The organism is Campylobacter volucris (genome assembly GCF_008245045.1).
In the GTDB taxonomy this organism is placed as follows: domain Bacteria; phylum Campylobacterota; class Campylobacteria; order Campylobacterales; family Campylobacteraceae; genus Campylobacter_D; species Campylobacter_D volucris.
This window is the reverse complement of the sequence record NZ_CP043428.1, coordinates 1,306,523-1,329,046: the sequence shown is the minus strand read 5'-3', so window position 1 is coordinate 1,329,046 and position 22,524 is coordinate 1,306,523. Positions and strand designations below refer to the sequence as shown.

The 22,524-nt window shown below is 29.6% G+C and carries 23 protein-coding genes; all 23 read left to right on the top strand.

Annotated features, from left to right (window positions below; all coding sequences use genetic code 11):
- The first annotated feature begins 10 nt into the window (after positions 1 to 10).
- The 23 genes from greA to serC all read left to right on the top strand — a co-directional run bounded on the left by greA (position 11) and on the right by serC (position 22,512).
- On the top strand, positions 11 to 496 hold the full coding sequence (gene greA, locus CVOLT_RS06855) for a transcription elongation factor GreA (RefSeq protein ID WP_039619215.1): 486 nt from the start codon (positions 11 to 13) through the stop codon (positions 494 to 496).
- 12 nt (positions 497 to 508) lie between these two features.
- The gene (locus CVOLT_RS06850) at positions 509 to 1,234 is read left to right on the top strand and encodes a metallophosphoesterase (protein ID WP_235362413.1); all 726 of its coding nucleotides are present in this window, start codon (positions 509 to 511) and stop codon (positions 1,232 to 1,234) included.
- Entirely contained in the window at positions 1,234 to 2,187 is a 954-nt protein-coding gene (locus CVOLT_RS06845) for a chemotaxis protein (RefSeq protein WP_039666051.1), read from the top strand. Before CVOLT_RS06850 ends, CVOLT_RS06845 begins: the two co-directional genes overlap by 1 nt.
- A 2-nt stretch (positions 2,188 to 2,189) precedes the next feature.
- Positions 2,190 to 4,499, top strand: coding sequence for a hybrid sensor histidine kinase/response regulator (locus CVOLT_RS06840; protein WP_039666050.1), 2,310 nt, complete (start codon positions 2,190 to 2,192; stop codon positions 4,497 to 4,499).
- A 4-nt stretch (positions 4,500 to 4,503) separates the two neighbouring features.
- Entirely contained in the window at positions 4,504 to 5,022 is a 519-nt protein-coding gene (locus CVOLT_RS06835) for a chemotaxis protein CheW (RefSeq protein ID WP_039666049.1), read from the top strand.
- Entirely contained in the window at positions 5,022 to 5,648 is a 627-nt protein-coding gene (serB, locus tag CVOLT_RS06830) for a phosphoserine phosphatase SerB (RefSeq protein WP_039666048.1), read from the top strand. Before CVOLT_RS06835 ends, serB begins: the two co-directional genes overlap by 1 nt.
- Positions 5,645 to 6,616, top strand: coding sequence for a transaldolase (locus CVOLT_RS06825; protein ID WP_039666047.1), 972 nt, complete (start codon positions 5,645 to 5,647; stop codon positions 6,614 to 6,616). The genes serB and CVOLT_RS06825 overlap by 4 nt, the downstream gene beginning before the upstream one ends.
- Positions 6,617 to 6,662: 46 nt before the next feature.
- Complete coding sequence (locus CVOLT_RS06820) at positions 6,663 to 7,199, top strand: 50S ribosomal protein L25/general stress protein Ctc (RefSeq protein WP_039666046.1); 537 nt, start codon at positions 6,663 to 6,665, stop codon at positions 7,197 to 7,199.
- Position 7,200: 1 nt separating this feature from the next.
- Positions 7,201 to 7,740 carry an aminoacyl-tRNA hydrolase gene (gene pth / locus CVOLT_RS06815; RefSeq protein ID WP_039666045.1) on the top strand — a complete coding sequence of 180 codons (540 nt, stop codon included), beginning with the start codon at positions 7,201 to 7,203 and terminating at the stop codon, positions 7,738 to 7,740.
- Positions 7,741 to 8,802: an LptF/LptG family permease gene (locus CVOLT_RS06810; RefSeq protein WP_039666044.1), complete on the top strand. Its 1,062-nt coding sequence runs from the start codon at positions 7,741 to 7,743 to the stop codon at positions 8,800 to 8,802.
- Positions 8,803 to 8,820: 18 nt separating this feature from the next.
- Positions 8,821 to 10,029 carry a diaminopimelate decarboxylase gene (lysA, locus tag CVOLT_RS06805; protein WP_039666043.1) on the top strand — a complete coding sequence of 403 codons (1,209 nt, stop codon included), beginning with the start codon at positions 8,821 to 8,823 and terminating at the stop codon, positions 10,027 to 10,029.
- 1 nt (position 10,030) lies between these two features.
- Positions 10,031 to 10,792: an HAD-IIA family hydrolase gene (locus tag CVOLT_RS06800; RefSeq protein WP_039666042.1), complete on the top strand. Its 762-nt coding sequence runs from the start codon at positions 10,031 to 10,033 to the stop codon at positions 10,790 to 10,792.
- Positions 10,789 to 11,862 carry a chorismate mutase / prephenate dehydratase gene (locus tag CVOLT_RS06795; RefSeq protein WP_039666041.1) on the top strand — a complete coding sequence of 358 codons (1,074 nt, stop codon included), beginning with the start codon at positions 10,789 to 10,791 and terminating at the stop codon, positions 11,860 to 11,862. The genes CVOLT_RS06800 and CVOLT_RS06795 overlap by 4 nt, the downstream gene beginning before the upstream one ends.
- Positions 11,852 to 12,943 carry a histidinol-phosphate transaminase gene (gene hisC, locus CVOLT_RS06790; RefSeq protein WP_039666040.1) on the top strand — a complete coding sequence of 364 codons (1,092 nt, stop codon included), beginning with the start codon at positions 11,852 to 11,854 and terminating at the stop codon, positions 12,941 to 12,943. The genes CVOLT_RS06795 and hisC overlap by 11 nt, the downstream gene beginning before the upstream one ends.
- 14 nt (positions 12,944 to 12,957) lie before the next feature.
- Positions 12,958 to 14,643 (top strand): flagellar basal-body MS-ring/collar protein FliF, encoded by a 1,686-nt coding sequence (gene fliF, locus CVOLT_RS06785; RefSeq protein ID WP_039666039.1) that lies wholly within the window; start codon positions 12,958 to 12,960, stop codon positions 14,641 to 14,643.
- The gene (gene fliG, locus CVOLT_RS06780) at positions 14,643 to 15,671 is read left to right on the top strand and encodes a flagellar motor switch protein FliG (RefSeq protein WP_039666038.1); all 1,029 of its coding nucleotides are present in this window, start codon (positions 14,643 to 14,645) and stop codon (positions 15,669 to 15,671) included. The genes fliF and fliG overlap by 1 nt, the downstream gene beginning before the upstream one ends.
- A 4-nt stretch (positions 15,672 to 15,675) precedes the next feature.
- Positions 15,676 to 16,488 (top strand): flagellar assembly protein FliH, encoded by an 813-nt coding sequence (gene fliH / locus CVOLT_RS06775; protein ID WP_039666037.1) that lies wholly within the window; start codon positions 15,676 to 15,678, stop codon positions 16,486 to 16,488.
- A complete protein-coding gene (dxs, locus tag CVOLT_RS06770) occupies positions 16,485 to 18,314 on the top strand; it encodes a 1-deoxy-D-xylulose-5-phosphate synthase (protein ID WP_039666036.1) in 1,830 nt (609 codons plus the stop codon). Before fliH ends, dxs begins: the two co-directional genes overlap by 4 nt.
- Positions 18,315 to 18,395: 81 nt before the next feature.
- Positions 18,396 to 18,812, top strand: coding sequence for a peroxide-responsive transcriptional repressor PerR (perR, locus tag CVOLT_RS06765; protein ID WP_039666035.1), 417 nt, complete (start codon positions 18,396 to 18,398; stop codon positions 18,810 to 18,812).
- Positions 18,813 to 18,857: 45 nt separating this feature from the next.
- Entirely contained in the window at positions 18,858 to 19,529 is a 672-nt protein-coding gene (locus tag CVOLT_RS06760; protein WP_039666034.1) for a hypothetical protein, read from the top strand.
- A 35-nt stretch (positions 19,530 to 19,564) separates the two neighbouring features.
- Complete coding sequence (gene ubiE / locus CVOLT_RS06755) at positions 19,565 to 20,266, top strand: bifunctional demethylmenaquinone methyltransferase/2-methoxy-6-polyprenyl-1,4-benzoquinol methylase UbiE (protein ID WP_039666033.1); 702 nt, start codon at positions 19,565 to 19,567, stop codon at positions 20,264 to 20,266.
- Positions 20,263 to 21,426, top strand: a complete 1,164-nt coding sequence (xseA, locus tag CVOLT_RS06750) for an exodeoxyribonuclease VII large subunit (protein ID WP_039666032.1) — start codon at positions 20,263 to 20,265, stop codon at positions 21,424 to 21,426. The genes ubiE and xseA overlap by 4 nt, the downstream gene beginning before the upstream one ends.
- A 9-nt stretch (positions 21,427 to 21,435) precedes the next feature.
- A complete protein-coding gene (gene serC, locus CVOLT_RS06745; protein WP_039666031.1) occupies positions 21,436 to 22,512 on the top strand; it encodes a phosphoserine transaminase in 1,077 nt (358 codons plus the stop codon).
- The last annotated feature ends 12 nt before the right edge of the window (positions 22,513 to 22,524 follow it).

Sequence of the window (22,524 nt, the reverse complement as noted above, 5' to 3'; positions counted from 1 at the left end):
AGGAATAAAAATGCAAAAAGAACCTATGAGCAAATATGGTTATGAAAAATTAGAAAAAGAATTAGAGCATTTAAAAAAAGTTGAGCGCCCAAAGGTTGTAGAAGAAATTGATATAGCAAGAAGCCATGGTGATTTAAAAGAAAATGCTGAATATCATGCAGCTAGAGAAAAACAAGCTTTTATAGAAGGTAAGATTGCTGAACTTGGTGATTTGATCTCAAGAGCACAAATTATCGATCCATCTTCTTATGAGCACGATAGTGTAAAATTTGGCTCTACTGTTGTTGTAGAAGACTTAGAAAGTGAAAAGCAAAGCACTTATACTTTAGTAGGAGTCAATGAGGGAAATTTAGAAAAAGGTTATATTTCTATTAGTTCGCCTATTGCTAAAGCTATGCTTGGTAAAAAAGAAGGAGATGACTTTAAAGTTCGTTTGCCAAAAGGCGAGAGTGAATTTGAAATCATTTCTATAGAGTATAAAGCTTTGGAATTTTAGTTTTTGCAAGAAATAATCATTAAAGAAAATGCTATTTTTATAGCTGATGCTCATGAAAATGAAAATAGACGCGGTTTTTGGGAATTTTTACAAGCTTTAAAAAATGATAAGATTAAAACTTCTCAGCTTTTTTTGATGGGTGATATTTTTGACTTATTAGTTTATGAAGTCAGGGCCACTCATGAATTTGCATTGCCTTATGTAGAGCTTTTGGAAGAATTAGCTATAAAAATTGAGATAGTGTATTTAGAAGGAAATCATGATTTTAATTTAGCTAATTTTTTTACTCGTGTAAAAGTTTTTAGTATAGATAAACAACCCTTGCTTTGCAACTTTGAAGATAATGCACATACTTTTGTAGAGTTAGCTCATGGGGATATTTTTCTAAAACCATTTTTGCAGTTTTGCTTAAAAAGTTTGAGAAATCATCATTTACTTTGCTTTTTAAATTTTATCAATAATCTTTGTGGTTTTAAGATAACACAAAAAATTTTAACAAATCAAAATAAAAAACAACTTGTTAGAAAAATTAATAATTTTGATTTAATTGTTAAAAATCGTATTAAAAATTATAAAACTAAATTTATTATAGAAGGACATTATCATCAAGATGTGTTTTATAAATTTAATGAGATAAAATATTTAAATTTACCGACTTTTGCATATAAGGAAAGTTTTTTTATAGTAAAATACGAGCCAGAAATCAGATTTCACAAAATAGAACTTAAGGAGGCATAATGTTTGATGAGAATGTCGTAAAAACAGGTTCAAATGAAATGGAACTTGTTGATTTTCGCATCTTTAAGCAAGGCCACGATAAAGTCTATGAGGGAATTTATGGTGTAAATGTTTCTAAGGTTAGAGAGATTATTAAAATTCCTTTTTTGACTGAAATTCCAGGGGTACCTGATTATGTTGAAGGTATATTCGATCTTCGTGGTGTGGTTATTCCTGTTATTAATCTTGCTAAATGGATGCAAATTCAAGAACCAGAAATGACTAATATAAAACCAAGAGTTATTATCACTGAATTTAGCAATGTTTTAATTGGTTTTATAGTTCATGAGGCTAAAAGAATTCGTAGAATTAATTGGAAAAATATTGAACCAGCTACTTTTGCTACAAGTGCAGGTAGTTTAGATAAAGGTAAAATTACAGGTGTTACAAAAATAGAAGGTGATGAGGTTTTACTTATATTAGATTTAGAAAGCATTGTTCAAGAATTAGGAATTTATGCTCCACAAACTGATATCGATGATAGTAAAATCAAGAAAATTGATGGTATTGCTTTAGCACTTGATGATAGTTCTACTGCAAGAAAACTTGTAAAAGATCTATTAAGTAAAATAGGATTAAAGGTAGTAGAAGCAAAAGATGGTGTTGAAGGTTTGCAAAAATTACAAGAACTCTATGGCACTTATGGCGAAGATTTAAGCAAACATTTAAAGATCATTGTGAGCGATGTTGAAATGCCACAAATGGATGGATTCCACTTTGCAGCAAAAGTTAGAAGCGATGAAAGATATAGAAATATTCCTATAGTGTTTAACTCTTCTTTATCTAATGAATTTATGAGCGATAAAGGTGTTAAAGAAGCAGGTGGTGAGGGATATTTGGTTAAATTTAATGCAAGTGATTTCTTTGGTGAAATTTCTCGCATTATAGCAAAACATGAAAAAGGTGAGGAGTAAAAATGGAAGATATTCAAGAAATACTTGAGGATTTTTTAGTTGAAGCCTTTGAATTGGTTGAGCAAATTGACCATGACTTGGTTGAATTAGAAGCAAATCCTGAAGATCTAGAATTATTAAATAGAATTTTCCGTGTTGCACATACTGTTAAAGGGTCTTCAAGCTTTTTAAATTTTGATGTTTTAACTAAGCTTACTCATCATATGGAAGATGTTTTAAATAAAGCAAGACACAATGAGTTAAAAATCACCCCTGAAGTTATGGATGTGGTTTTAGAGTCTATTGATATGATGAAAACTTTATTAAATTCTATTAGAGATAATGGAAATGATACTGCAATAGGACTTGATATAGCTCCAATTTGTGCAAGATTAACTGCAATTTCAGAGGGCGAAAGTTTAGATGATGTTAAGGTAGAAGCTAAAGCTGAAGAGAAAAAAGAAGAAGTTAAAGAAGAGCCTAAAGTTGAAGAGCAACCAGAAGTTGATGTTAATAAACTTAGCGATGATGAGGTTGAAGCAGAAATCGAAAGACTTTTAAAAGTAAGAAAAGCCGAAGATCAAGCAAGACGCGCTGAGAAGAAAAAAACTCAAGACGCTCCAGCAGCCGCTCCAAAAGCAGCTCCAGCACAAAATGCACCAGCTGAGAAAAAAGTTCCAGCAGCAGGTGGTGGAAGTAGTGGTGCTACTATGGATCAAACGATTAGGGTTGAAGTAAAAAGACTTGATCATTTGATGAATTTAATTGGAGAGCTTGTTCTTGGAAAAAACCGCTTGTTAAAAATTTATGATGATGTTGAAGAACGCTATGATGGTGAAAAATTCTTAGAAGAATTAAATCAAGTTGTATCTCAATTAAGTATAGTTACTACTGATATTCAGCTTGCAGTTATGAAAACAAGAATGCAGCCAATTGCAAAAGTGTTTAACAAATTCCCAAGAGTTGTGCGTGATTTAGGTCGTGAACTTGGTAAGCAAATGGAGCTTGAAATTTCAGGTGAAGAAACAGAACTTGATAAGTCTATTGTTGAAGAAATAGGCGATCCTATTATGCATATGATTAGAAATTCTTGTGATCATGGTATAGAAGATCCTGCTACTCGTTTAGCAAATGGCAAACCAGAAAAAGGAACAGTAAATCTTAAAGCATATAATGAGGGAAATCATATTGTTGTTGAGATTGCAGATGATGGTAAAGGGCTTGACGCAGATGCATTAAAATCAAAAGCAATAGAAAAAAATCTTATCACAGAGCGCGAAGCTGATCAAATGACAGACAAAGAAGCTTTTGCTTTGATTTTTAAACCAGGTTTTTCAACTGCTGCTAAGATTACGAATGTTTCAGGTCGTGGCGTTGGAATGGATGTTGTTAAAACTAATATTGAAAAATTAAATGGTGTTATAGAAATAGATAGTGAGCTTGGTAAAGGTACTGTAATGAAGCTCAAAATCCCATTAACACTAGCTATTATTCAGTCTTTACTTGTTGGTACTCAAGAAGAATTTTATGCTATTCCACTTGCATCAGTTCTTGAAACAGTTAGGGTTCCAATTGATGATATTTACACCATTGAAGGTAAAAATGTACTTCGTTTAAGAGATGAAGTGTTATCTTTAGTAAGACTTTCAGATGTTTTTGGTGTAAAACAAGTGCTTGAAAATACTGAGCAAACTTATGTAGTTGTAATTGGTGTTGCAGAAAGCAAACTTGGTATCATAGTAGATACTTTAGTAGGACAAGAAGAAATTGTTATTAAATCAATGGGTGAGTATTTACAAAATATTCAAGGTATAGCAGGTGCTACAATCCGTGGAGATGGTAGGGTTACATTGATTATTGATGTAGCTGCAATGATGGATATAGCTAAAGAAATCAAAGTAGATATCAAAGCTCAAATTGAATCTCAAGCTAAAAAAGTAGCTAAAGAAAAACCAAGTGATTACACAGTGTTGATCGTTGATGATTCTAAGATGGATAGAAATATCATGCAAAAATCTTTAGAACCACTAGGCGTAAGTGTGATTGAAGCTACAAATGGTGTTGAAGCATTAAGCACTATTAAATCAGGTGAGCATGATATTGATGCAGTGTTGATTGATATTGAAATGCCAAGAATGGATGGTTATACTTTAGCAGGTGAGATTAGAAAATATTCTAAATACAAAAATCTCCCACTTGTAGCAGTTACTTCAAGAACTAGCAAATCAGACCGTTTAAGAGGTGTGGAAGTAGGGATGACTGAGTATATCACCAAGCCTTATTCTCCAGAGTACTTAGAAAATGTTGTTAGAAAAAATTTAAAACTAGGATAAGAAGATGAATGATAAATTAAACCAGGTTTTGCAAAAACAACAAGCACAAATTGCAGAACCTGATATTGATAAAGAAGAGGATATTATTCAGCTTGTTGGATTTGTTGTTGGAGATGAAGAATATGCTATTCCAATTCTTAATATCCAAGAAATTATTAAACCTATAGAATATACTAGGGTTCCAAGTGTTCCTGATTATGTTTTAGGTGTGTTTAATATGAGGGGAAATGTTATTCCTTTAATTGATCTTGCGAAAAGATTTAACCAAGGAAGTTTAAAAATGACTCCTCAAACTAGATATATAGTTTTAAAGGGCATTGCAAATGATAATCAAATCCCTGCGGGTAATGCTGGATTTGTGATTGATAGATTAACAGAAGCTATCAAAATTCATAGAAGCAGAATTGATCCGCCACCTGAAACTTTATTAAAAGAAAAAGGAATGATTTTTGGTATAGGTAAAAGAGAAGAAAATATCCTTACTATACTAAAAGCTGAAGCTTTATTAAAGCGTGAGTTTTAATGATAAAGCTTTGTGCTTTTGATTTTGACTCTACTTTAATAGACGCAGAAAGTATTGATATACTAGCAAAAGCTTATAATGTCGGTGATGCTATAAAAAGCATTACCGATAAAGCTATGAATGGCGAAATTGATTTTTTTGAAAGCTTATTAGAAAGAGTAGCTTTACTCAAAGGAATGCCTTTAAATCAAGTGCAAAAATGTTTTGAAAATTTACCACTGATGAATGGCGCTATAGAACTTTTTGAATATTTAAAATCACAAAATATAAAAATCATTGTTTTAAGTGGCGGTTTTCATGAGGGGATTAAAATGGTGCGAAAAAGACTTCATTTTGATTTAGCATTTGCTAATTTTTTACACCATAAAGATGGTATTTTAAGTGGGAAAGTTGGCGGTGAAGTTATGTTTAATGACTCTAAAGGCAAAATATTACAAAATTTAAAAACAATTTTAAATTTAAACACGCAAGAACTAATGTGCGTAGGTGATGGAGCTAATGATATAGCTATGTTTAATGAATGTGGTTTAAAAATAGCATTTTGTGCTAAAAAAATTTTAAAATCACATGCAGATTTTTGTATTGATAAAAAAGATTTAACAGAAATAAAAAAGGTTGTAAAATGAAAAAATTTTCTTTATGGTGTGATTTTATAGAAAATGAGTTTTTAGATCATCAATTTATGGATTTAATCACTCAAAATATAATCAATGGTGCTACTTCAAATCCAGCTATTTTTAAAAATGCTATTTTAAATTCAAGTATTTATAAAGAAAAAATTAAAACTTATAATATAAAAGATAAAAAATCTTTGTATGAGCGCTTAGCTATTGAAGATATTAAAAAAGCTGCTGATAAACTTTCTTTAAATTTTTATGAAAATAATGATGGTTTTATTAGCATTGAAATTGATCCAAGATTAAAAGATAATACTAGTTTGTCTTTAGCTGAAGCAAAAAGATTGTATACTCAAATTTCAAAAGATAATGTCATGATAAAAATTCCTGCTACAGAAGCTTCTTATGAGGTTATGCAAGAATTAATGAAAAATGGCATTAGTGTTAATGCTACTTTGATTTTTGATTTTGAACAAACTCAAAAATGTTTTGAAGCTTTAAATTTGGGACTAAAAGAATTTAGAAAAAATAATATTGCAGGTAGAAAAGAACCACAAGCGGTTATTAGTATTTTTGTAAGTCGTTTTGACAGACTTTTAAATAATCAAGTTGTAGATAAAAATCGTATAGGTATTTTAACTGCAACAAAAGCTTATAAATACATCATCAAACAAAATGAAGATAATATTAGAGCCTTATTTGCAAGCACAGGTGTAAAAGGTGATGATTTAGAGAAAGATTATTATATAAAAGAGTTATTGTTTGATAAAGCTATTAATACAGCACCACTAGATGCTATAGATGCTTTTAAAGGTAAAAATTTAATTTTTAAAGAGCCTTTAAAAGATGAATGTATCGAGAAAAAAATATCAGCAAATATTTCACAAGATGAATTAAAAAAGAGTTGTAAAAATTTATTAGATGATGGTTTAGAGCAATTTTGCATAGCTTATGAAGAGATTTTAAAATCTTTATAAAGTTTTTTAGCTAAAATATCAGCTTATTTTTTTAGAAAGGAAAAAGATGTTAGAAGGTATCGTTAGAGAGAGTATCGGTAGAAAAGCTGCTAAAGCTTTAAAAAGAGATGGTTATCTAATCGCAAACATCTATGGAAAAGGATTAGAAAACATACACGCAGCTTTTAAAGTAAATGAATTTATCAAAGAAGTTCGTAAAAAAACTACTTTAGCTTTTGATGTAAAAGTAGCAGGTAAAGTATTAAATGTTGTTGTGGTTGATTATCAAAAAGATCCTGTAACTGCTGAATTAAAACATGTTGATTTAAAAGTAGCCCAAAAAGGTGTAATTTCTAAATACATGGTTCCTGTTAAGATAGTTGGAACCGCTATGGGTCTTAAAAATAAAGGTGTTTTAATACAATCTAAAAGAAGATTAAAAGTAAAATGTGCAGCGGAAAATTTACCAAATTATTTTGAGCTTGATGTAACAAAACTTGATGTTGGTGATGCGCTGTTAATCCGTGATGTGGTTGTGCCTGAAGGCGTAACTATGGTAGATGCTGATAGAGTTGCTGTAGTTGGCGTAGAAAAAGCAAGATAAAATGACCTTAGTCGTAGGACTTGGTAATATAGGAGAACAATACGAAGAAACTAGACACAATGTCGGTTTTATGCTTATTGATTTACTCATAAAAGATTTAGAAACTACTAAAATTTCTAATGTCAAATTTAAAGGAGAGCTTTTTAAAAGCTCTTCGACTCTTTTTTTAAAACCCTCTACTTATATGAATCTTTCTGGAGAAAGCGTAAGAGCTGTTAAAGATTTTTATAAATGCCAAAGAATTATTGTTATCCATGATGATATTGATTTAAATTTAGGAGCATTAAAATTTAAAAAAGGTGGATCAAGTGGAGGTCATAATGGACTTAAGAGTATTGATCAATTATGTTCTAATAACTATGAAAGAATTCGTATTGGTGTTGGAAAAAATATAGATGTTATCTCTCATGTTTTAGGCAAATTTAAAGCCGATGAAAAAGAAAGTTTAGATAAAGTTTTAAAGCATTCTAAAAAAGCTTTGTTTGAGCTTTTAGAGTCTAATATAGAGCAAATTGCTTCAAAATATTCTTTAAAAAGCTAAATGATGATTTTTTTTCGTTATATTTCGTCTTTGTATTTAAAATCTTTTTTTATATTATTTTTTTCTTTGACATTTTTTTTTGTAGCAATTGATTTTTTAGTGAATTTTAATAAAATTCCAAAAAGTGCTAATTTGGAATTGCTTTATATCTTTTTTTTAACTTGCTCAGCTATTTCTTATATTTTACCTCTTGCTATAATTTTTGCATTGATTTTATGTATTTTTAATATGATAAGATCTAACGAATTTGTTAGTTTATATGCTTTAGGTTTAAGTAAAAATCAAGTGATTTTTTATCCATTTATATGGGCTTTGTTTTTTTGTTTTGTTTATGTTGGGTTAAATTTTACTCCTTTTGCTTATGCAAATGAATATAAAAGTAATATAGTCAAAAGAGGTGTTGTGTCTAAAGAAGGTGGTGATGTTTTAATCAAATACAATGAAAAATTTATTTATATAGAAAAAACAAGTGCTAATTCTTTATATAATGTAAAAATTTTTGATATAAATGATTTAAATATCAAACAACTTTTACAAGCAAAAAACGCACAATTTGAAGGAAAATTTTGGAATTTAAATGAAGTTAAGTCTATAACCATTCCAGAGCAATTAATAGTTTCTAAAGAAGGTTTAAAGATAGAAGATTTTCAAAGCATCCAAGGGTTGCAAGATTTTTCTCCTAAAATTTTAGAGCGAATTTCTTTAGTAGAAAGTGATCCTTCTTATTCTATTAGTGATGCTTTAGAGAGTATTTTGATATTTTCTAAACAAAATATTTCTACTAATGCTCTTAGAACTAGCTTGTATTCTTTAGTTTTGATTCCATTTTTTGCTCCTTTTTTGATGTTAATTATTTATTATTATTTTCCAATTACTGCAAGATTTTTTAATCTTGCTTTTTTAGCTTTTGTATTTTTTATATTTGTGCTTGGAATTTGGGGGATGTTATTTTTGCTTACTAGATTAAGTGAAAATGAGATTTTACCTCCAGAGCTTGGTATAATGTTACCAATATTTATTTTAATGATGATAGGTAGTTTTTATTATTTTAAAAATAGATAAATACAAAAAAGGTTGTTTATGGATTATTATGAATTAGCAAAGCAGTATAAAACTCCATTTTATCTTTATGATTTTGACAAAATTAAAAGTCGTTTTTATATGCTAAAAGATGCTTTTAGGGCAAGAAAATCTCAAATTTTTTATGCAGTAAAAGCAAATTCTAATTTAAGTGTTTTGAAATTTTTGGCTTCTTTAGATAGTGGATTTGATTGTGTAAGTGCTGGAGAAATTTATAGAGCTTTAAAAGCAGGAGCTAAAAAATATAAGATTATTTTTAGTGGAGTGGGTAAAAGTGCTGATGAGCTTGAGTATGCATTAAAGGAAAATATACTTTATGTTAATCTTGAAAGTGAAGCTGAAATGCTTTTACTAGAACAAATTGCAAGTAAAATTCAAAAAACTGCAAGAATTAGTATAAGAGTAAATCCGAATGTAGATGCAAAAACCCATCCTTATATTTCTACAGGTTTACATGAAAATAAATTTGGCGTTGATATAGAAAATGCTAAAAAAATGTATATTTATGCTAAAAATTCCAAATTTTTAGAGCCAGTTGGAGTGCATTTTCATATAGGCTCACAAATTCTTGATATTAGTAGTATCCACGAGGCTTCCAATATTGTAGCAAAATTAGTCAAAGAGCTTTTGGCGTTGAAAATAAATCTTAAATTTTTTGATATAGGTGGTGGTCTTGGAGTTTGTTATAAAGACGAACAAGAGCCAAATTTATATGATTATGCACAAGGAATTTTAGCTAGTTTGCAAGGTCTTGATGTGTGTATTGGTATGGAGCCTGGAAGATTTTTGGTTGCAAATGCGGGAGAATTTGTAACAAAGGTTTTATATGAAAAATTTAATAGCTCAAAGCGTTTTGTAGTGGTAGATGGGGCGATGAATGATTTGTTGCGTCCAAGCTTATATGAAGCTTATCATGAGATAAAACTTTTAGCCCAAAGTCATGAAAATGAAAGTTTTTGTGATATAGTGGGTGGAATTTGTGAAAGTGGAGATTTTTTAGCAAAAAATAGAAAATTGCCAAGTACCAAGTCTGGAGATTTGATTATAGTAAAAAGTGCAGGTGCTTATGGTTTTAGCATGAGTAGTAATTATAATACTAGAAATAAAGTTTGTGAATTAGCCTATGAAAATGGTAAAGTTAGGATGATTAGAAAAAGAGAAAGTTATGAAGATCAAATCGCTTTGGAGCTTGAATTTTTAAAGGATTAAAATGCTTTTTTTAGATGTTCAAGGAACTTTAATATCAGATGCTAATAAAAGTCCTATCCAAGGATCTTTGGATTTAATCAAAGCCTTAAATGATAAGAATATTGCCTATGTTATCATTACCAATAATACTAAAAAAATTCATTTTTTAAATGATTTGCAAAATTTAGGTTTTGAGATTAAAAAAGATTGCTATATTGATCCTTTTTGTGTTTTAAAAGATTATTTAAAACCATGTAAAATCGCAGCTTTTGGAGCAAAGGAATTTTTACAAAGCTTGGAAGAATTAGGCTATGAGCTTGATTTTAATAATCCACAAGCTTTTTTGGTAGCAAGTTATGATGATTTTAAATTTCAAGATTTTGCTAAAATGATTGAGTATGTAAAAAATGGTATTAAAGCTATTGCTATGCATGAGGGTAGTATTTATAAAAAAAATAATCATCTTTACCCAGGTGTTGGTAGCATCATGGCTATGTTAAAAAATAGTTATGAGTTTGACTATACTGTCATAGGAAAACCAAGTAAGGCTTTTTACTATAGTGCTTTAAAATTATTAAAAATGCAAAAGCTTGATGTGGAATTTAAAGATGTGTTGATAATCAGTGATGATTATAAAGGAGATTTGCTTGGAGCTTATGAACTAGGTATGCAAACAGCATTAGTTTTAAGCGGTAAAATTTCAAATACAAAAGGTATAGATACTTCTAAATTAAATTTTGTATATGATAGCATTAAAGATTATTATATATCGAGGTTTAAATGAAAGAGATAGAAACATTACGCTTAAAAGTTGATAGTATAGATGATAAAATTTTAAATTTGCTTAATGAAAGAATGCTTTATGTAAAAAATATAGGGGAAATTAAGCAAAATATAGGCGGACATATTTATAGACCTGAGCGAGAAAGAGCGATTATAAATCGATTGAAAAATAATAATCATGGTTTATTAGATCAAAATGCAATCGAAGCAATTTATCAAGAAATTTTTGCTGTTTCAAGAAATTTAGAAATGCCTCAAAGTATTGCATATTTAGGGCCTGAAGGGAGTTATACTCATCAAGCTGCTAGAAGTCGTTTTGGAGCTATGAGTCGTTATAATGCTTTAGCAACTATTGAAGATGTTTTTAAAGAACTTTCTCATAAAGAAGCAAAATATGGAGTTGTCCCTATAGAAAATAATACAGCAGGTGCAGTTGGGGTTACGCTTGATTGTTTAGGTAAATATGAAGAGGTGAAAATTTTTGCTGAACTTTATATGGATATACATCATTCTTTTATAAGTATGAGTGAAAATTTAAAAGAAATTAAAAGGATTTACTCTCATCCGCAAGGTTACAACCAATGTAAAAATTTTTTGGAAAGTCATGATTTAAATGAGGTGGAATTTATCGCAAGTAAATCAACAGCCAATGCTGCCTATTTAGCTTCGCAAGATACACAATCAGCTGCAATTTGTTCAAAAATAGCAGCTAAGCTTTATAATGTTCCAGTTTTATTTGAAAGGATTGAAGATAATTTAGCAAATCGCACAAGATTTTTAATACTTAGCGATATAACACTTCCTAAAATGACTAATTGTAAAACTTCTATTTTAGCTCATACTGCGCATAAGCCAGGAGGACTTAGTGATTTACTTTATGAATTTAAAAAAGAAGGGATTAATCTTACAAAATTAGAATCTCGTCCTATCAAAACAAGAGAATTTATCCATAGTTTTTATATAGACTTTGAAGGACACATTGATGATGAAAATGTTCAAAGGGTAATCAAAAAGGCTGATTATATCCAATGGTTAGGTTCATATTTATCAGGAGAAGATGATGGAATTTAATCCTTTTTTAAAAAATATTAAAACCTACGAGAGTGGAAAAGATATAGAGTTGATTGCGAAAGAATTTGGTTTAAAAGAAGTTATCAAACTAGCAAGCAATGAAAATCCTTATGGAGTAAGTCCAAAAGCCAAAGAGGCAATCATAAACAATGCTCATTTAGCATATCTTTATCCTGATGATACTATGAGTGAGTTAAAACAAGCTTTAGCAGACAAATTTAAGGTTCAAAAAGAAAATATCATTATAGGTAGTGGTAGCGATCAAATCATAGAATATGCCATCCATGCTAAGCTTGATCATAGTAAAGCTTATTTGCAATGTGGTGTTAGTTTTGCAATGTATGAAATATATGCAAAGCAGCTAGGCGTAAAAGTTTATAAAACTCAAAGTCTTATTCATGATATAGATGAACTATATGAGCTTTATAAAAAATACAAAAATGATATCAAAGTGATTTTTTTATGCTTGCCTAATAATCCTTTAGGAGAATGTTTAGATAAAACACAAGTGTTTGAATTTATAGAAAAAATTGATGAGGATTGTTTGATTGTAATTGATGGGGCATATAATGAATTTGCAAGTTTTAAGGATAAAAACAAACATATTAATCCACAAGAGCTCATTAATAAATTTATTAATGTTGTTTATCTAGGAACTTTTTCAAAGCTTTATGGCTTAGGTGGTATGAGAATTGGCTATGGTGTAGCTTGTAAAGAAATCATTGATGCTTTTTATAAATTAAGAGCACCTTTTAATGTCACTAATTTAAGCCTTAAAGCTGCATACGCTGCTTTAAATGATGAAGAATTTATTTTTAAAACTTTAAAAAATAATTTTTTACAAATGAAATTCTTTGAAGATTTTGCTAAAAAAAATAAAATTTCATATATAGAAAGCTATACAAATTTTATTACATATTTTTTTGATGAAAAAAATAGCACAGATTTATCTGAAAAATTGCTTAAAAAAGGTATAATAATAAGAAATTTACAAAGTTATGGTTTAAATGCTGTGCGTATAAGCATAGGCACAGAATACGAAAATTCAAGATTTTTTGAAGAATTTTCTAAAATTTTTTAACTTATAGGGATTAGATGGATTATAAAACTATGCTGCACCAAGTTGGTCAGCTTTATCAAAATTTAAGTTTAAGACAACGCATTATTATTGCCGCATCTATCGTGGTTGTAGTTGGATTTTTAGTTTTTTTAACTCTATTTAGAAGTGGTTCAAGTGCAGCTAATGATGCTGGATATTCAGTATTGTTTGAAAATGCAAATACTAGTGATTCAGCGATGATTGTAGCTCAGCTTGAAAAAAATGGCGTTCCATATGTTTTGCGTAATGAAGGAACTATCTTAGTTCCAAATGATCAAGTTTATAAACAGCGTTTAGCAGTAGCTTCGGCTGGATTATTACCAAAAGATAATAAAGTAGGTTTTGAGCTTTTTGACAAGCAAGAATTTGGTGCAACAGAAGCAGAGCAAAAAGTAAAATACCAACGAGCCTTAGAAGGTGAACTTGCTAGAACTATAGAAAGTTTAGAGCCTATTCATAGTGCAACCGTGCATATTGCTTTTGCAAAAGATACACTTTTTACCCAACAACAAGTTCCACCAACGGCTTCAGTTACCTTGACTGTAAAAGATGGTTTAAAGCTTAATAAAAAACAAATTATGGGGATTAAAAATTTAATTTCTTCTTCAGTTACAAAACTTACTCCTGAAAATGTAAAAATTACCGATCAAAAAGGTATTCCCCTTGATGATGAAGAAGGTTTTGCAGATGATTTGATCGCAGCTCAGATTAAATACAAAAGAGATCAAGAATATGAGTTAGAGCAAAAAATTATAGCAGCTATTGCTCCTTTTGCAGGCGGTTATGATAGAGTTGTTGCTAAGGTTAGTATTGATTATGATTTTTCTAAAGAACAATCACAAAGTGAAGTTTTTGATCCAAATACAGTTATACGCGGTGAACAAACTTTAGAAGAGCACAGAGAAGGTTTTAAAGAAAAAGAAATTCAAGGTGTGCCAGGAGCTGTTTCAAATATAGGCCCAGTAGAAGGTTTAGATGATAATGGAGCACGCGAAGTTTATAGTAAAAAACAAACTACGACTAATAATGAGATTTCAAAAAAAGTTACCAATACGACTAAACAATTTGCAACCATTAAAAGAATTTCAGCTGCGGTTGTGGTAGATGGTAAGTACAAGGTTATTACTGATGATCAAGGTAATATTACTAATGAGTATGTTCCTTTAAGCGAAAGAGAAATTCAATCAATTGAAAATTTAACTAAAGGTGCTATAGGATTTAATCTTGCAAGGGGTGATGCAGTCGAAGTAGATAATTTAGAATTTCACAAAACTGCTAAGGTTGAAGATAAAGTCCAAACATTTTATAATAGATTTGTTGAACCATTCATTCCACCTGTTAAGTATGTTTTTGCAGCGATTTTACTTTTCATTTTTTACAAAAAAGTTATCGTGCCATTTTCACAAAAAATGCTTGCAGATATCAAACTTGAAGAAGAAATGGAAGGCAAAGATGGCCAAGTTATCGATGATGCTGAAGATGCTATTGAAAAATTCAATGCTGCGCGTAAAAAGGTCGAAGAGCAACTTGGTTTTGGTGATAGTTTTGATGAGGATGCATTGCAATATGATGTATTGCTTGAAAAACTAAGAGGGGTTGCAAATGAAAAAAGTGAAGAGGTTGCTTTACTTTTGCAAAAGCTCGTTGAAAATGATGCAGAATTTGGTGAGAAGGATATCTAATGATAAAGCTCAGTGAAGAACAAAAAATGGTCTATGATGACCTTTCTATGCCAGAAAAGGTCGCTATATTTTTGATTCAGCTTGGAGAAGATGTAACTACGGTTTTATTTTCTCATATGGATATTAATGTTATTACTGAAATTTCTCGTTATATTGCTTTAGCAAAAAATGTAGATAAGCCTGTTGCTACTGCAGTTCTTGAAGAATTTTACACCTTACTTCAATCTAACCAATACCTTAAAAGTGGTGGTTTGGAATATGCAAAAGAAATTCTATTTAGAACTTTTGGTCCTGAGATTGCAGGTAAAATTTTGGAAAAACTTACCAAAAGTATGGAAAATAATCAAAATTTTGCTTATCTTTCTCAAATCAAGCCTCAACAACTTGCAGATTTCATCATCAAAGAGCATCCTCAAACTATTGCTTTGATTTTAGCACATATGGATACTACTCAAGCTGCTGAAACTTTAGAATATTTTAGCGATGAATTAAGAGCTGAAGTTGTAATTAGAATGGCAAATCTTGGAGATATTTCACCATCAATTATCAAAAGAGTATCTGCTGTGCTTGAAAGCAAACTTGAAAGTCTTACCTCTTATAAAGTTGAAGTTGGTGGTCCAAGAGCAGTTGCTGAAGTGCTCAACCGCCTAGGACAAAAAGCTTCTAAGACAACTCTTACTTATATCGAGCAAAGTGATGAAAAACTTGCAACTACCATTAAAGATTTAATGTTTACATTTGATGATATTTCTCAACTTAGCACTAATGCAATAAGAGAAGTTCTAAAAGCTGCTGATAAGCGTGATTTGATGATAGGTTTAAAAGGGGCAAGCGAAGATTTAAAACAAAAATTTATGGCAAATATGTCTACGCGTGCTGCTGAAGCTTTTGTTGAAGAGATGGGCTTTTTGGGTGCTGTGCGTGTAAAAGATGTGGAAGAAGCACAAAGAAAAGTTGTTGAAGTGGTGCAAAAATTAGCTGAACAAGGTCTTATCCAAGTGGGTGAGGCAGATGAGATGATAGAGTAAGAATATGGCAAAATTAACTAATGTGATTTCAAGTGCTAATATAACTAATCATGTGGTTGAAAATTATCATTTTAAAGTAATGAGTGAGATAGCTTCTAATGAAGAAGCTAAACCAAGCGAAGAAATTCAAACTCCTCAAAAAACTACCATAGAGCCCAACACTTTGCAAGTTGATCCAATCCAAGAGAATGAAAACATTAATCAAGCTCCAGCTCCACAAATCCAACCTGATTTTGTAGAAGATTTGCTCAAAAAAACCGATGAAATGTCTGGAAACATCATTAAACTTCAAATGCAAATAGAAAGTCAAGAAGCAGAATTTAATAATCGCTTAGCTAGTGAGCTTGAGCATGCTAAAGAAAAATACACTAAAGAAGGTTATGATGAAGCTCAAAAAGCTTTTGAAGATGAACTTGCAAATTTAAAAGAAAAATATCTAAAAAGTGTGGAAAAATTAGAAAATACCATTGAAACTTTAAATAATTTTTTGCTTAAAAATGAAAATGAACTCGCAGATACAGCTGTGGTTATTGCTAAAGAAGTCATCGCTAAAGAATTAGAAGAAAATTCTTCTGCTATTGCTTTGAATTTAGCAAAAGAATTAATGAATGAACTTAAAAATGCCACTAAAATAGAATTAAAATTAAATCCTTATGATTTTGACTATGTAAAAGAGCATTTGCAAAGTGATAATATTAAATTTAGTGTAGATGATGCCATAAATAAAGGTAGTATTTTAGTACTTAGTGATGCAGGTAATATAGAATCAAACCTCAATTCTCGTTTGCAAAAAATCAAAAATATGGCAAATGAATGATAGATTTTGAACATTTAAATATCAAACAAATGAGCATTAAAGAGCTAGAAAATCTAGCTTCTTCTTTGCGTAAAATCATTATTGATACAGTAAGTAAAAATGGCGGACATTTAAGCTCAAATTTGGGAGTAGTAGAGCTTAGTATCGGGATGCATTATGTTTTTGATGTTGATAAAGATCCATTTATTTTTGATGTTTCACACCAATCTTACCCTCACAAACTTTTAAATAAAAAATATGATATTTTCCATACTTTAAGACAATTTAATGGCCTAAGTGGCTATACAAAGCCTGATGAGGGCGATTATTTTGTTGCAGGACATTCTAGTACTTCTGTTTCTTTAGCAGTTGGAGCGTGCAAGGCTATAAGATTAAAAAATGAAGATCGCTTGCCTGTGGTTTTGATTGGAGATGGAGCTTTAAGTGCTGGTATGGCTTATGAAGCTTTAAATGAGTTAGGAGATAGAGAATATCCTTGTGTTATCATTTTAAATGATAATGAAATGAGTATTTCAAAACCAATTGGTGCTATATCAAAATATCTTTCTCAAGCTATGGCTACACAGTTTTACCAAAAATTTAAAAAACGCATTGAAAATATTTTAGAGTATTTTCCTCAAGGTGCTTCTTATATGGCTAAGCGTTTTGAAGAAAGTTTAAGATTGATTACTCCTGGTCTTTTATTTGAAGAATTAGGGCTTGAATATATCGGACCAATTGATGGGCATAATATTAATGAGATTATTAATGCTTTAAATCAGGCCAAAGCGATGCAAAAACCTTGTGTAGTTCATGCTCAAACTATCAAAGGTAAAGGCTATATGCTCGCTGAAGGAAAAAATGCAAAATGGCATGGCGTGGGTGCTTTTGATGTTAATAGTGGAGAAAGTTTAAAGCAAGGAGTAAATAAAAAAAGTGCTACTGAAATTTTTGCCAATACTTTGTTAAATTTGGCTCAAAAATATGAAAATATAGTAGGGGTAACTGCTGCTATGCCTAGTGGAACAGGGCTTGATAAGCTTATAGAAAAATATCCTGAGCGTTTTTGGGATGTTGCAATTGCAGAACAACATGCAGTTACTTCTATGGCTGCTATGGCAAAAGAAGGTTTTAAGCCTTTTATAGCAATTTATAGCACTTTTATGCAAAGAGCTTATGATCAAGTAATCCATGATTGTGCGATTATGAATTTAAATGTAGTTATTGCTATGGATAGAGCTGGAATTGTAGGTGAAGATGGAGAAACCCATCAAGGTGTTTTTGATATAAGTTTTTTAAGCGCTATACCCAATGTAACCATAGCTGCCCCAAGAGATGAAGCAATGATGGAAGAAATTATGGAATATGCTTATTTTCATCAAGGCGTTTTTGCTTTTCGTTATCCTAGGGGTAATTTTATTTTAGATAATGAATTTCAAGCAAAAAAAATTCAACTTGCCAAAGCTCAAATTCTAATAGAAAATCAAAGCGATAAAGTTTTTTTAGGATTTGGACAAGGTGTAGCAAGAGCAAAATTAGTTTTGGATGAACTTGGTCAAGAATATGCAAATTTAATTGATCTTGTATTTGTAAAGCCGCTGGATGAAGCTTGTTTAAAAGAATTTGCTATGAAGAGTAAAATTTGGTTTATTTTTTCAGATAGTGCTAAGATTGGCGGGGTTGGAAGTTTGATTATGAATTTTTTACAAAAAGAAGGATTAAATCATATCAAAGTTGTTAGTTTTGAATATGAAGATTATTTTATCACCCATGGTAAGACAGATATGGTGCAAAAACATCTAGGACTTGATGTTAAATCTTTATGTAGTAAAATTAAAACTTATTAAAGGATAAAAAATATCTTTTAATATAATGATTTTTTTATAAAAAAGTCGTTATACTATAAATAAAATTACTAGGAGTTATAAATGGAACTTATGCAAATGCTTAAAGACTGTGATTTAAAAGCTACTCCGCAAAGACTTTGTATTCTTAAGATTTTAAAACGCCATGAACATCCAAATATTGATGCTTTGTATGAAAGTATTAAAGAAGAATATCCATCTATTTCTTTAGCTACAGTTTATAAAAATCTTAATACTTTAAAAGAACAAGGTTTAGTTGTAGAAATTAACACTCCAAATCAAAAAACTTGCTACGATATTTATGAATATCCTCATATACATGTAATATGCAGTAAATGCAATCACATAGAAGATATGCGATATGAAGAGAGTGGATTGCAAGCTTATCAAGAAAATCTTGAGAAAAAAATTGGAAACATCATTGATTATCTTGGAGTTTTTGCTCATGTTAACGGATGTAAATTTTGTAAAAACAAATAATATATTTTAAGACGCATTAAGCGTCTTTATTTTTATAGTTTAAAAATGATAGAAATTTTAGATAATCCACAAAAAATAATTTTTAATAAAAAAACTTTTAAAATTCTTACTTATGATGATTATATAGAAAAACTAGATAAAAATTATAAAATAAAATTATTTTTTCCTTCTTGCATTCAAAGTTTTATCGCTTTTAAAATTTTGCTTTTTAAATTGTTTAAAAAATTCCAAATTCGAAAAAATATTTTTTTAGAAAAAACTACTTTTAAAAAATTTAAAAAGCTTTATAAGGCTTTGTATCAAATTAATATATTTTTTATGGTTTTTGAAGATATGTTTGAACAAGATATACAAAAAAAATTGCAAGAAGATTTGTGTGATTTAAAAGCTAAAATTGATCTTTATAAAGATGAAGTAAATTTTAAACAATGTGTTGATTTGCTTCATTGTAAAAATAGCAAAAATTTATTTTTAAATATAGAAATTATTTTAAAAGATAATAGTGATTTTTTTAAGCAAAATAATGAATTAAATTTAAAACAAGCTATTACTTTGCTTTTAGAAAAACAAATGTTAGGGTTAGAAAAAATACCTAAAAAATCTTTAGAGAATTTTATAGAATTTGATAAAATAAAATTTTTATTTAAACATTTTTCATATGTTTTAAAAAAAGCAGATTTTAAAAAAATACAAATTGTTTTGAAAGCTAAACATTAAAAAACAAAAAATACTAAAATCAAGATAGGAAAAATATGCAAAAGCAAGAAAAAATTGTCCAAATGTTTGATGATATAGCTCCAACTTATGATAAAGCTAATAGAATTTTGAGTTTTGGCACTGATGTGAGTTGGCGAAAAAAAGCTTGCTTGAGTGTTTTTAAGTATTCTAAAGATAAATTAGATATTGTTGATATAGCTTGTGGAACAGGCGATATGATAATAGAATGGCAAAATCAAGCAAAAAAAGCTCAAAAAGAAATTTCTAGTATTAAAGGGGTTGATCCAAGTGCGGGTATGCTTGAAGTGGCTAAAAAAAAGATTTTAAATGCAAGTTTCATTCAAGCTAAAGCCCAAGAATTACCTTTAGAAAGTCAAAGTGCAGATATTATAAGTATTAGTTATGGAATTCGTAATGTTGTAGATAGAAAAGAAGCGATTAAAGAATTTTCAAGGGTGTTAAAAAAAGATGGAATTTTGCTTGTGCTTGAATTTACTAAAAGAGAACAAGGTGGTTTTATCGCAACTTGTAGGGATTTTTATCTAAAAAATATTTTGCCAAAAATTGGTGGTTTTATTAGTAAAAATTATAGTGCTTATGAGTATTTACCTAATTCTATTGATGATTTTTTAAGCAAAGAAGATTTTATTGATGAATTAAGTGAAGATTTTCAAATGTTAGAGTATAAAAGCTTTAGTTTTGGTGTTTGCTCTATGTTTATTGCAAGAAAAAAATGAAAGTTTCAGAGTTAAATTTAAAAGCTAAAAGCTTATTAGAATGCCATTTTGAAGACATAGAATTAAGTGGTGAAATTTCTAAAATAACTATACATGGTTCAGGGCATTGGTATTTTGATTTAAAAGATGAAAAATCAAGTATAGCTTGTGTGATGTTTAAAGGTTTTAATCAATTTGTATCACCAAAGCCTCAAGTTGGAGATATGCTTGATTTAAGGGGCTATGTGAGTTTATATGAAGCTAGCGGGAAGTATCAATTTATAGCCAAAAGTATGCAAAAAACAAGCCTTGGTGATTTAGAAGCTAAATTTTTAGCTTTAAAAGAAAAGCTTGAAAAAGAAGGTTTGTTTGATAAAAGCACTAAAAAAACTATCAATTTATATCCTAAAAAAGTTGCAATTGTTACTTCTTTAACTTCAGCAGCATTGCAAGACATGCTAAAGCTTATCAAACAAAAAGAATACAATTTTTGCAAAATAAGTATTTTTGATAGTTTAACTCAAGGTTTAAATGCTCCTATTTCTTTGATAAATGCATTGCAAAAAGCAGATAGTTGTGGTTTTGATGTGATTGTTTTAGCAAGGGGTGGTGGAAGTAGGGAAGATTTATTTTGTTTTAATGATGAAGAATTAGCAAGAAAAATTTATACTTTAAAAACTCCGGTTGTATCTGCTATTGGCCATGAGATTGATTATGTTATTAGTGATTTTGTTGCAGATTTAAGAGCACCTACTCCAAGTGCGGCTATTGATATGATTTTTCCTTCTAAGATGGCTTTAGAGCAAAAACTTGATGAAATTGAAATGAAATTCAAATTTCAAATTTCAAATTTTATAAAATTACAAGAAAATAATTTAGCTCATTTACAAGATCTAGTCAAAGCAAAGTCTTTAGAAAGTATTTTTGAATTAAAAAAACAACATCTTAAAATGTTTAAAGATCAGTTGCATAATTTTATGAAAATGAAAATTTTATCTTGTCAAAATCAGCTTAAAAATTTTGAAGAGCTTTTAAAACAACATGAAAATTTCTTTCAAAAAAGCAAAAATTTAATTAATCTCCAAAAAGATGAAAAAAACATTTCTTTAAAAGATTTAAAACAAGGAGATATCGTAAAACTTTGCTCTATAGATGAAACTAAAGAAGCAAAAATACTATAAGGAGAAAAAATGAGAGTGATGAATTTTAGCGCAGGACCTTCTAATTTACCCGATGAGGTTTTAAAAGAAGCTCAGGAAAATTTGTTTAATTATCATGGTAAAGGTTTTTCCATCATGGAGATATCTCATAGGGGAAAAATTTTTGAAGAAGTTCATTTTGAAGCTATGCAAATGGCAAAGAAACTATATGAGGTAAATGATGATTATGAAATTTTATTTTTTCAAGGCGGGGCAAGTTTGCAATTTGCTATGATTCCTATGAATTTAAATTTAGGTGGGGTGTGTGAATTTGCAAACACTGGCATTTGGACAAAAAAAGCCATCAAAGAAGCTCAAATTTTAGGAGTAAATACAAAAATAGTAGCAAGTAGCGAAGAGAGTTTGTTTGATCATATACCTGATTTTACATTCAGCGATGATGCTGATTATGCTTATATATGCTCTAACAATACTATATATGGCACCCAATATAAAAAATATCCTAAAACTAAAAGTCCTTTAATCATCGATGCTTCAAGTGATTTTTTCTCTAAAAAAATTGATTTTTCAAATATAGCTATGCTTTTTGGTGGAGTGCAAAAAAATGCTGGAATTTCAGGACTTGCATGTGCATTTATCCGCAAAGATATGATAGAGCGTAGTAAAAATAAAAATATACCTAGTATGTTAAAATATAGTGTATATTCTGAAAATGATTCTTTATTTAATACCCCAGCAACTTTTGCTATATATATGTTTAATCTTGAGATGAAATGGCTTTTAAACCAAGGCGGTTTAGATAAAATCAATGAGCAAAATATCAAAAAAGCACAGCTTTTATATAAGATTATAGATGAGAGCAATGGTTTTTATAAAGGACATGCTAAAAAAGAAGATAGATCTTTAATGAATGTAAGTTTTAATATAGCTCATGATAAAAATTTAGAATCAATTTTTGTAAAAGAAGCAGAAGAAAATGGTATGATAGGACTTAAAGGACATAAAATTTTAGGTGGAATTCGTGCTAGTATTTATAATTCCATTAGCTTTGAAAAGGTTAAAAAATTAAGTGAATTTATGGAATATTTTGCCAAAAAATATGTATAAAATTAAAGGGAT

Excerpts from the sequence above, each read along its gene's own strand:
- ubiE (WP_039666033.1), top strand. The coding sequence starts at position 19,565 with ATGCAAAAGCAAGAAAAAATTGTCCAAATGTTTGATGATATAGCTCCA.
- fliG (WP_039666038.1), top strand. The coding sequence starts at position 14,643 with ATGATAAAGCTCAGTGAAGAACAAAAAATGGTCTATGATGACCTTTCT.
- CVOLT_RS06800 (WP_039666042.1), top strand. The coding sequence starts at position 10,031 with ATGCTTTTTTTAGATGTTCAAGGAACTTTAATATCAGATGCTAATAAA.
- dxs (WP_039666036.1), top strand. The coding sequence starts at position 16,485 with ATGATAGATTTTGAACATTTAAATATCAAACAAATGAGCATTAAAGAG.
- CVOLT_RS06825 (WP_039666047.1), top strand. The coding sequence starts at position 5,645 with ATGAAAAAATTTTCTTTATGGTGTGATTTTATAGAAAATGAGTTTTTA.
- CVOLT_RS06840 (WP_039666050.1), top strand. The coding sequence starts at position 2,190 with ATGGAAGATATTCAAGAAATACTTGAGGATTTTTTAGTTGAAGCCTTT.
- CVOLT_RS06760 (WP_039666034.1), top strand. The coding sequence starts at position 18,858 with ATGATAGAAATTTTAGATAATCCACAAAAAATAATTTTTAATAAAAAA.
- CVOLT_RS06795 (WP_039666041.1), top strand. The coding sequence starts at position 10,789 with ATGAAAGAGATAGAAACATTACGCTTAAAAGTTGATAGTATAGATGAT.
- CVOLT_RS06820 (WP_039666046.1), top strand. The coding sequence starts at position 6,663 with ATGTTAGAAGGTATCGTTAGAGAGAGTATCGGTAGAAAAGCTGCTAAA.
- pth (WP_039666045.1), top strand. The coding sequence starts at position 7,201 with ATGACCTTAGTCGTAGGACTTGGTAATATAGGAGAACAATACGAAGAA.
- fliF (WP_039666039.1), top strand. The coding sequence starts at position 12,958 with ATGGATTATAAAACTATGCTGCACCAAGTTGGTCAGCTTTATCAAAAT.
- greA (WP_039619215.1), top strand. The coding sequence starts at position 11 with ATGCAAAAAGAACCTATGAGCAAATATGGTTATGAAAAATTAGAAAAA.
- serC (WP_039666031.1), top strand. The coding sequence starts at position 21,436 with ATGAGAGTGATGAATTTTAGCGCAGGACCTTCTAATTTACCCGATGAG.
- CVOLT_RS06845 (WP_039666051.1), top strand. The coding sequence starts at position 1,234 with ATGTTTGATGAGAATGTCGTAAAAACAGGTTCAAATGAAATGGAACTT.
- CVOLT_RS06835 (WP_039666049.1), top strand. The coding sequence starts at position 4,504 with ATGAATGATAAATTAAACCAGGTTTTGCAAAAACAACAAGCACAAATT.
- CVOLT_RS06810 (WP_039666044.1), top strand. The coding sequence starts at position 7,741 with ATGATGATTTTTTTTCGTTATATTTCGTCTTTGTATTTAAAATCTTTT.
- perR (WP_039666035.1), top strand. The coding sequence starts at position 18,396 with ATGGAACTTATGCAAATGCTTAAAGACTGTGATTTAAAAGCTACTCCG.
- xseA (WP_039666032.1), top strand. The coding sequence starts at position 20,263 with ATGAAAGTTTCAGAGTTAAATTTAAAAGCTAAAAGCTTATTAGAATGC.
- serB (WP_039666048.1), top strand. The coding sequence starts at position 5,022 with ATGATAAAGCTTTGTGCTTTTGATTTTGACTCTACTTTAATAGACGCA.
- fliH (WP_039666037.1), top strand. The coding sequence starts at position 15,676 with ATGGCAAAATTAACTAATGTGATTTCAAGTGCTAATATAACTAATCAT.
- lysA (WP_039666043.1), top strand. The coding sequence starts at position 8,821 with ATGGATTATTATGAATTAGCAAAGCAGTATAAAACTCCATTTTATCTT.
- hisC (WP_039666040.1), top strand. The coding sequence starts at position 11,852 with ATGGAATTTAATCCTTTTTTAAAAAATATTAAAACCTACGAGAGTGGA.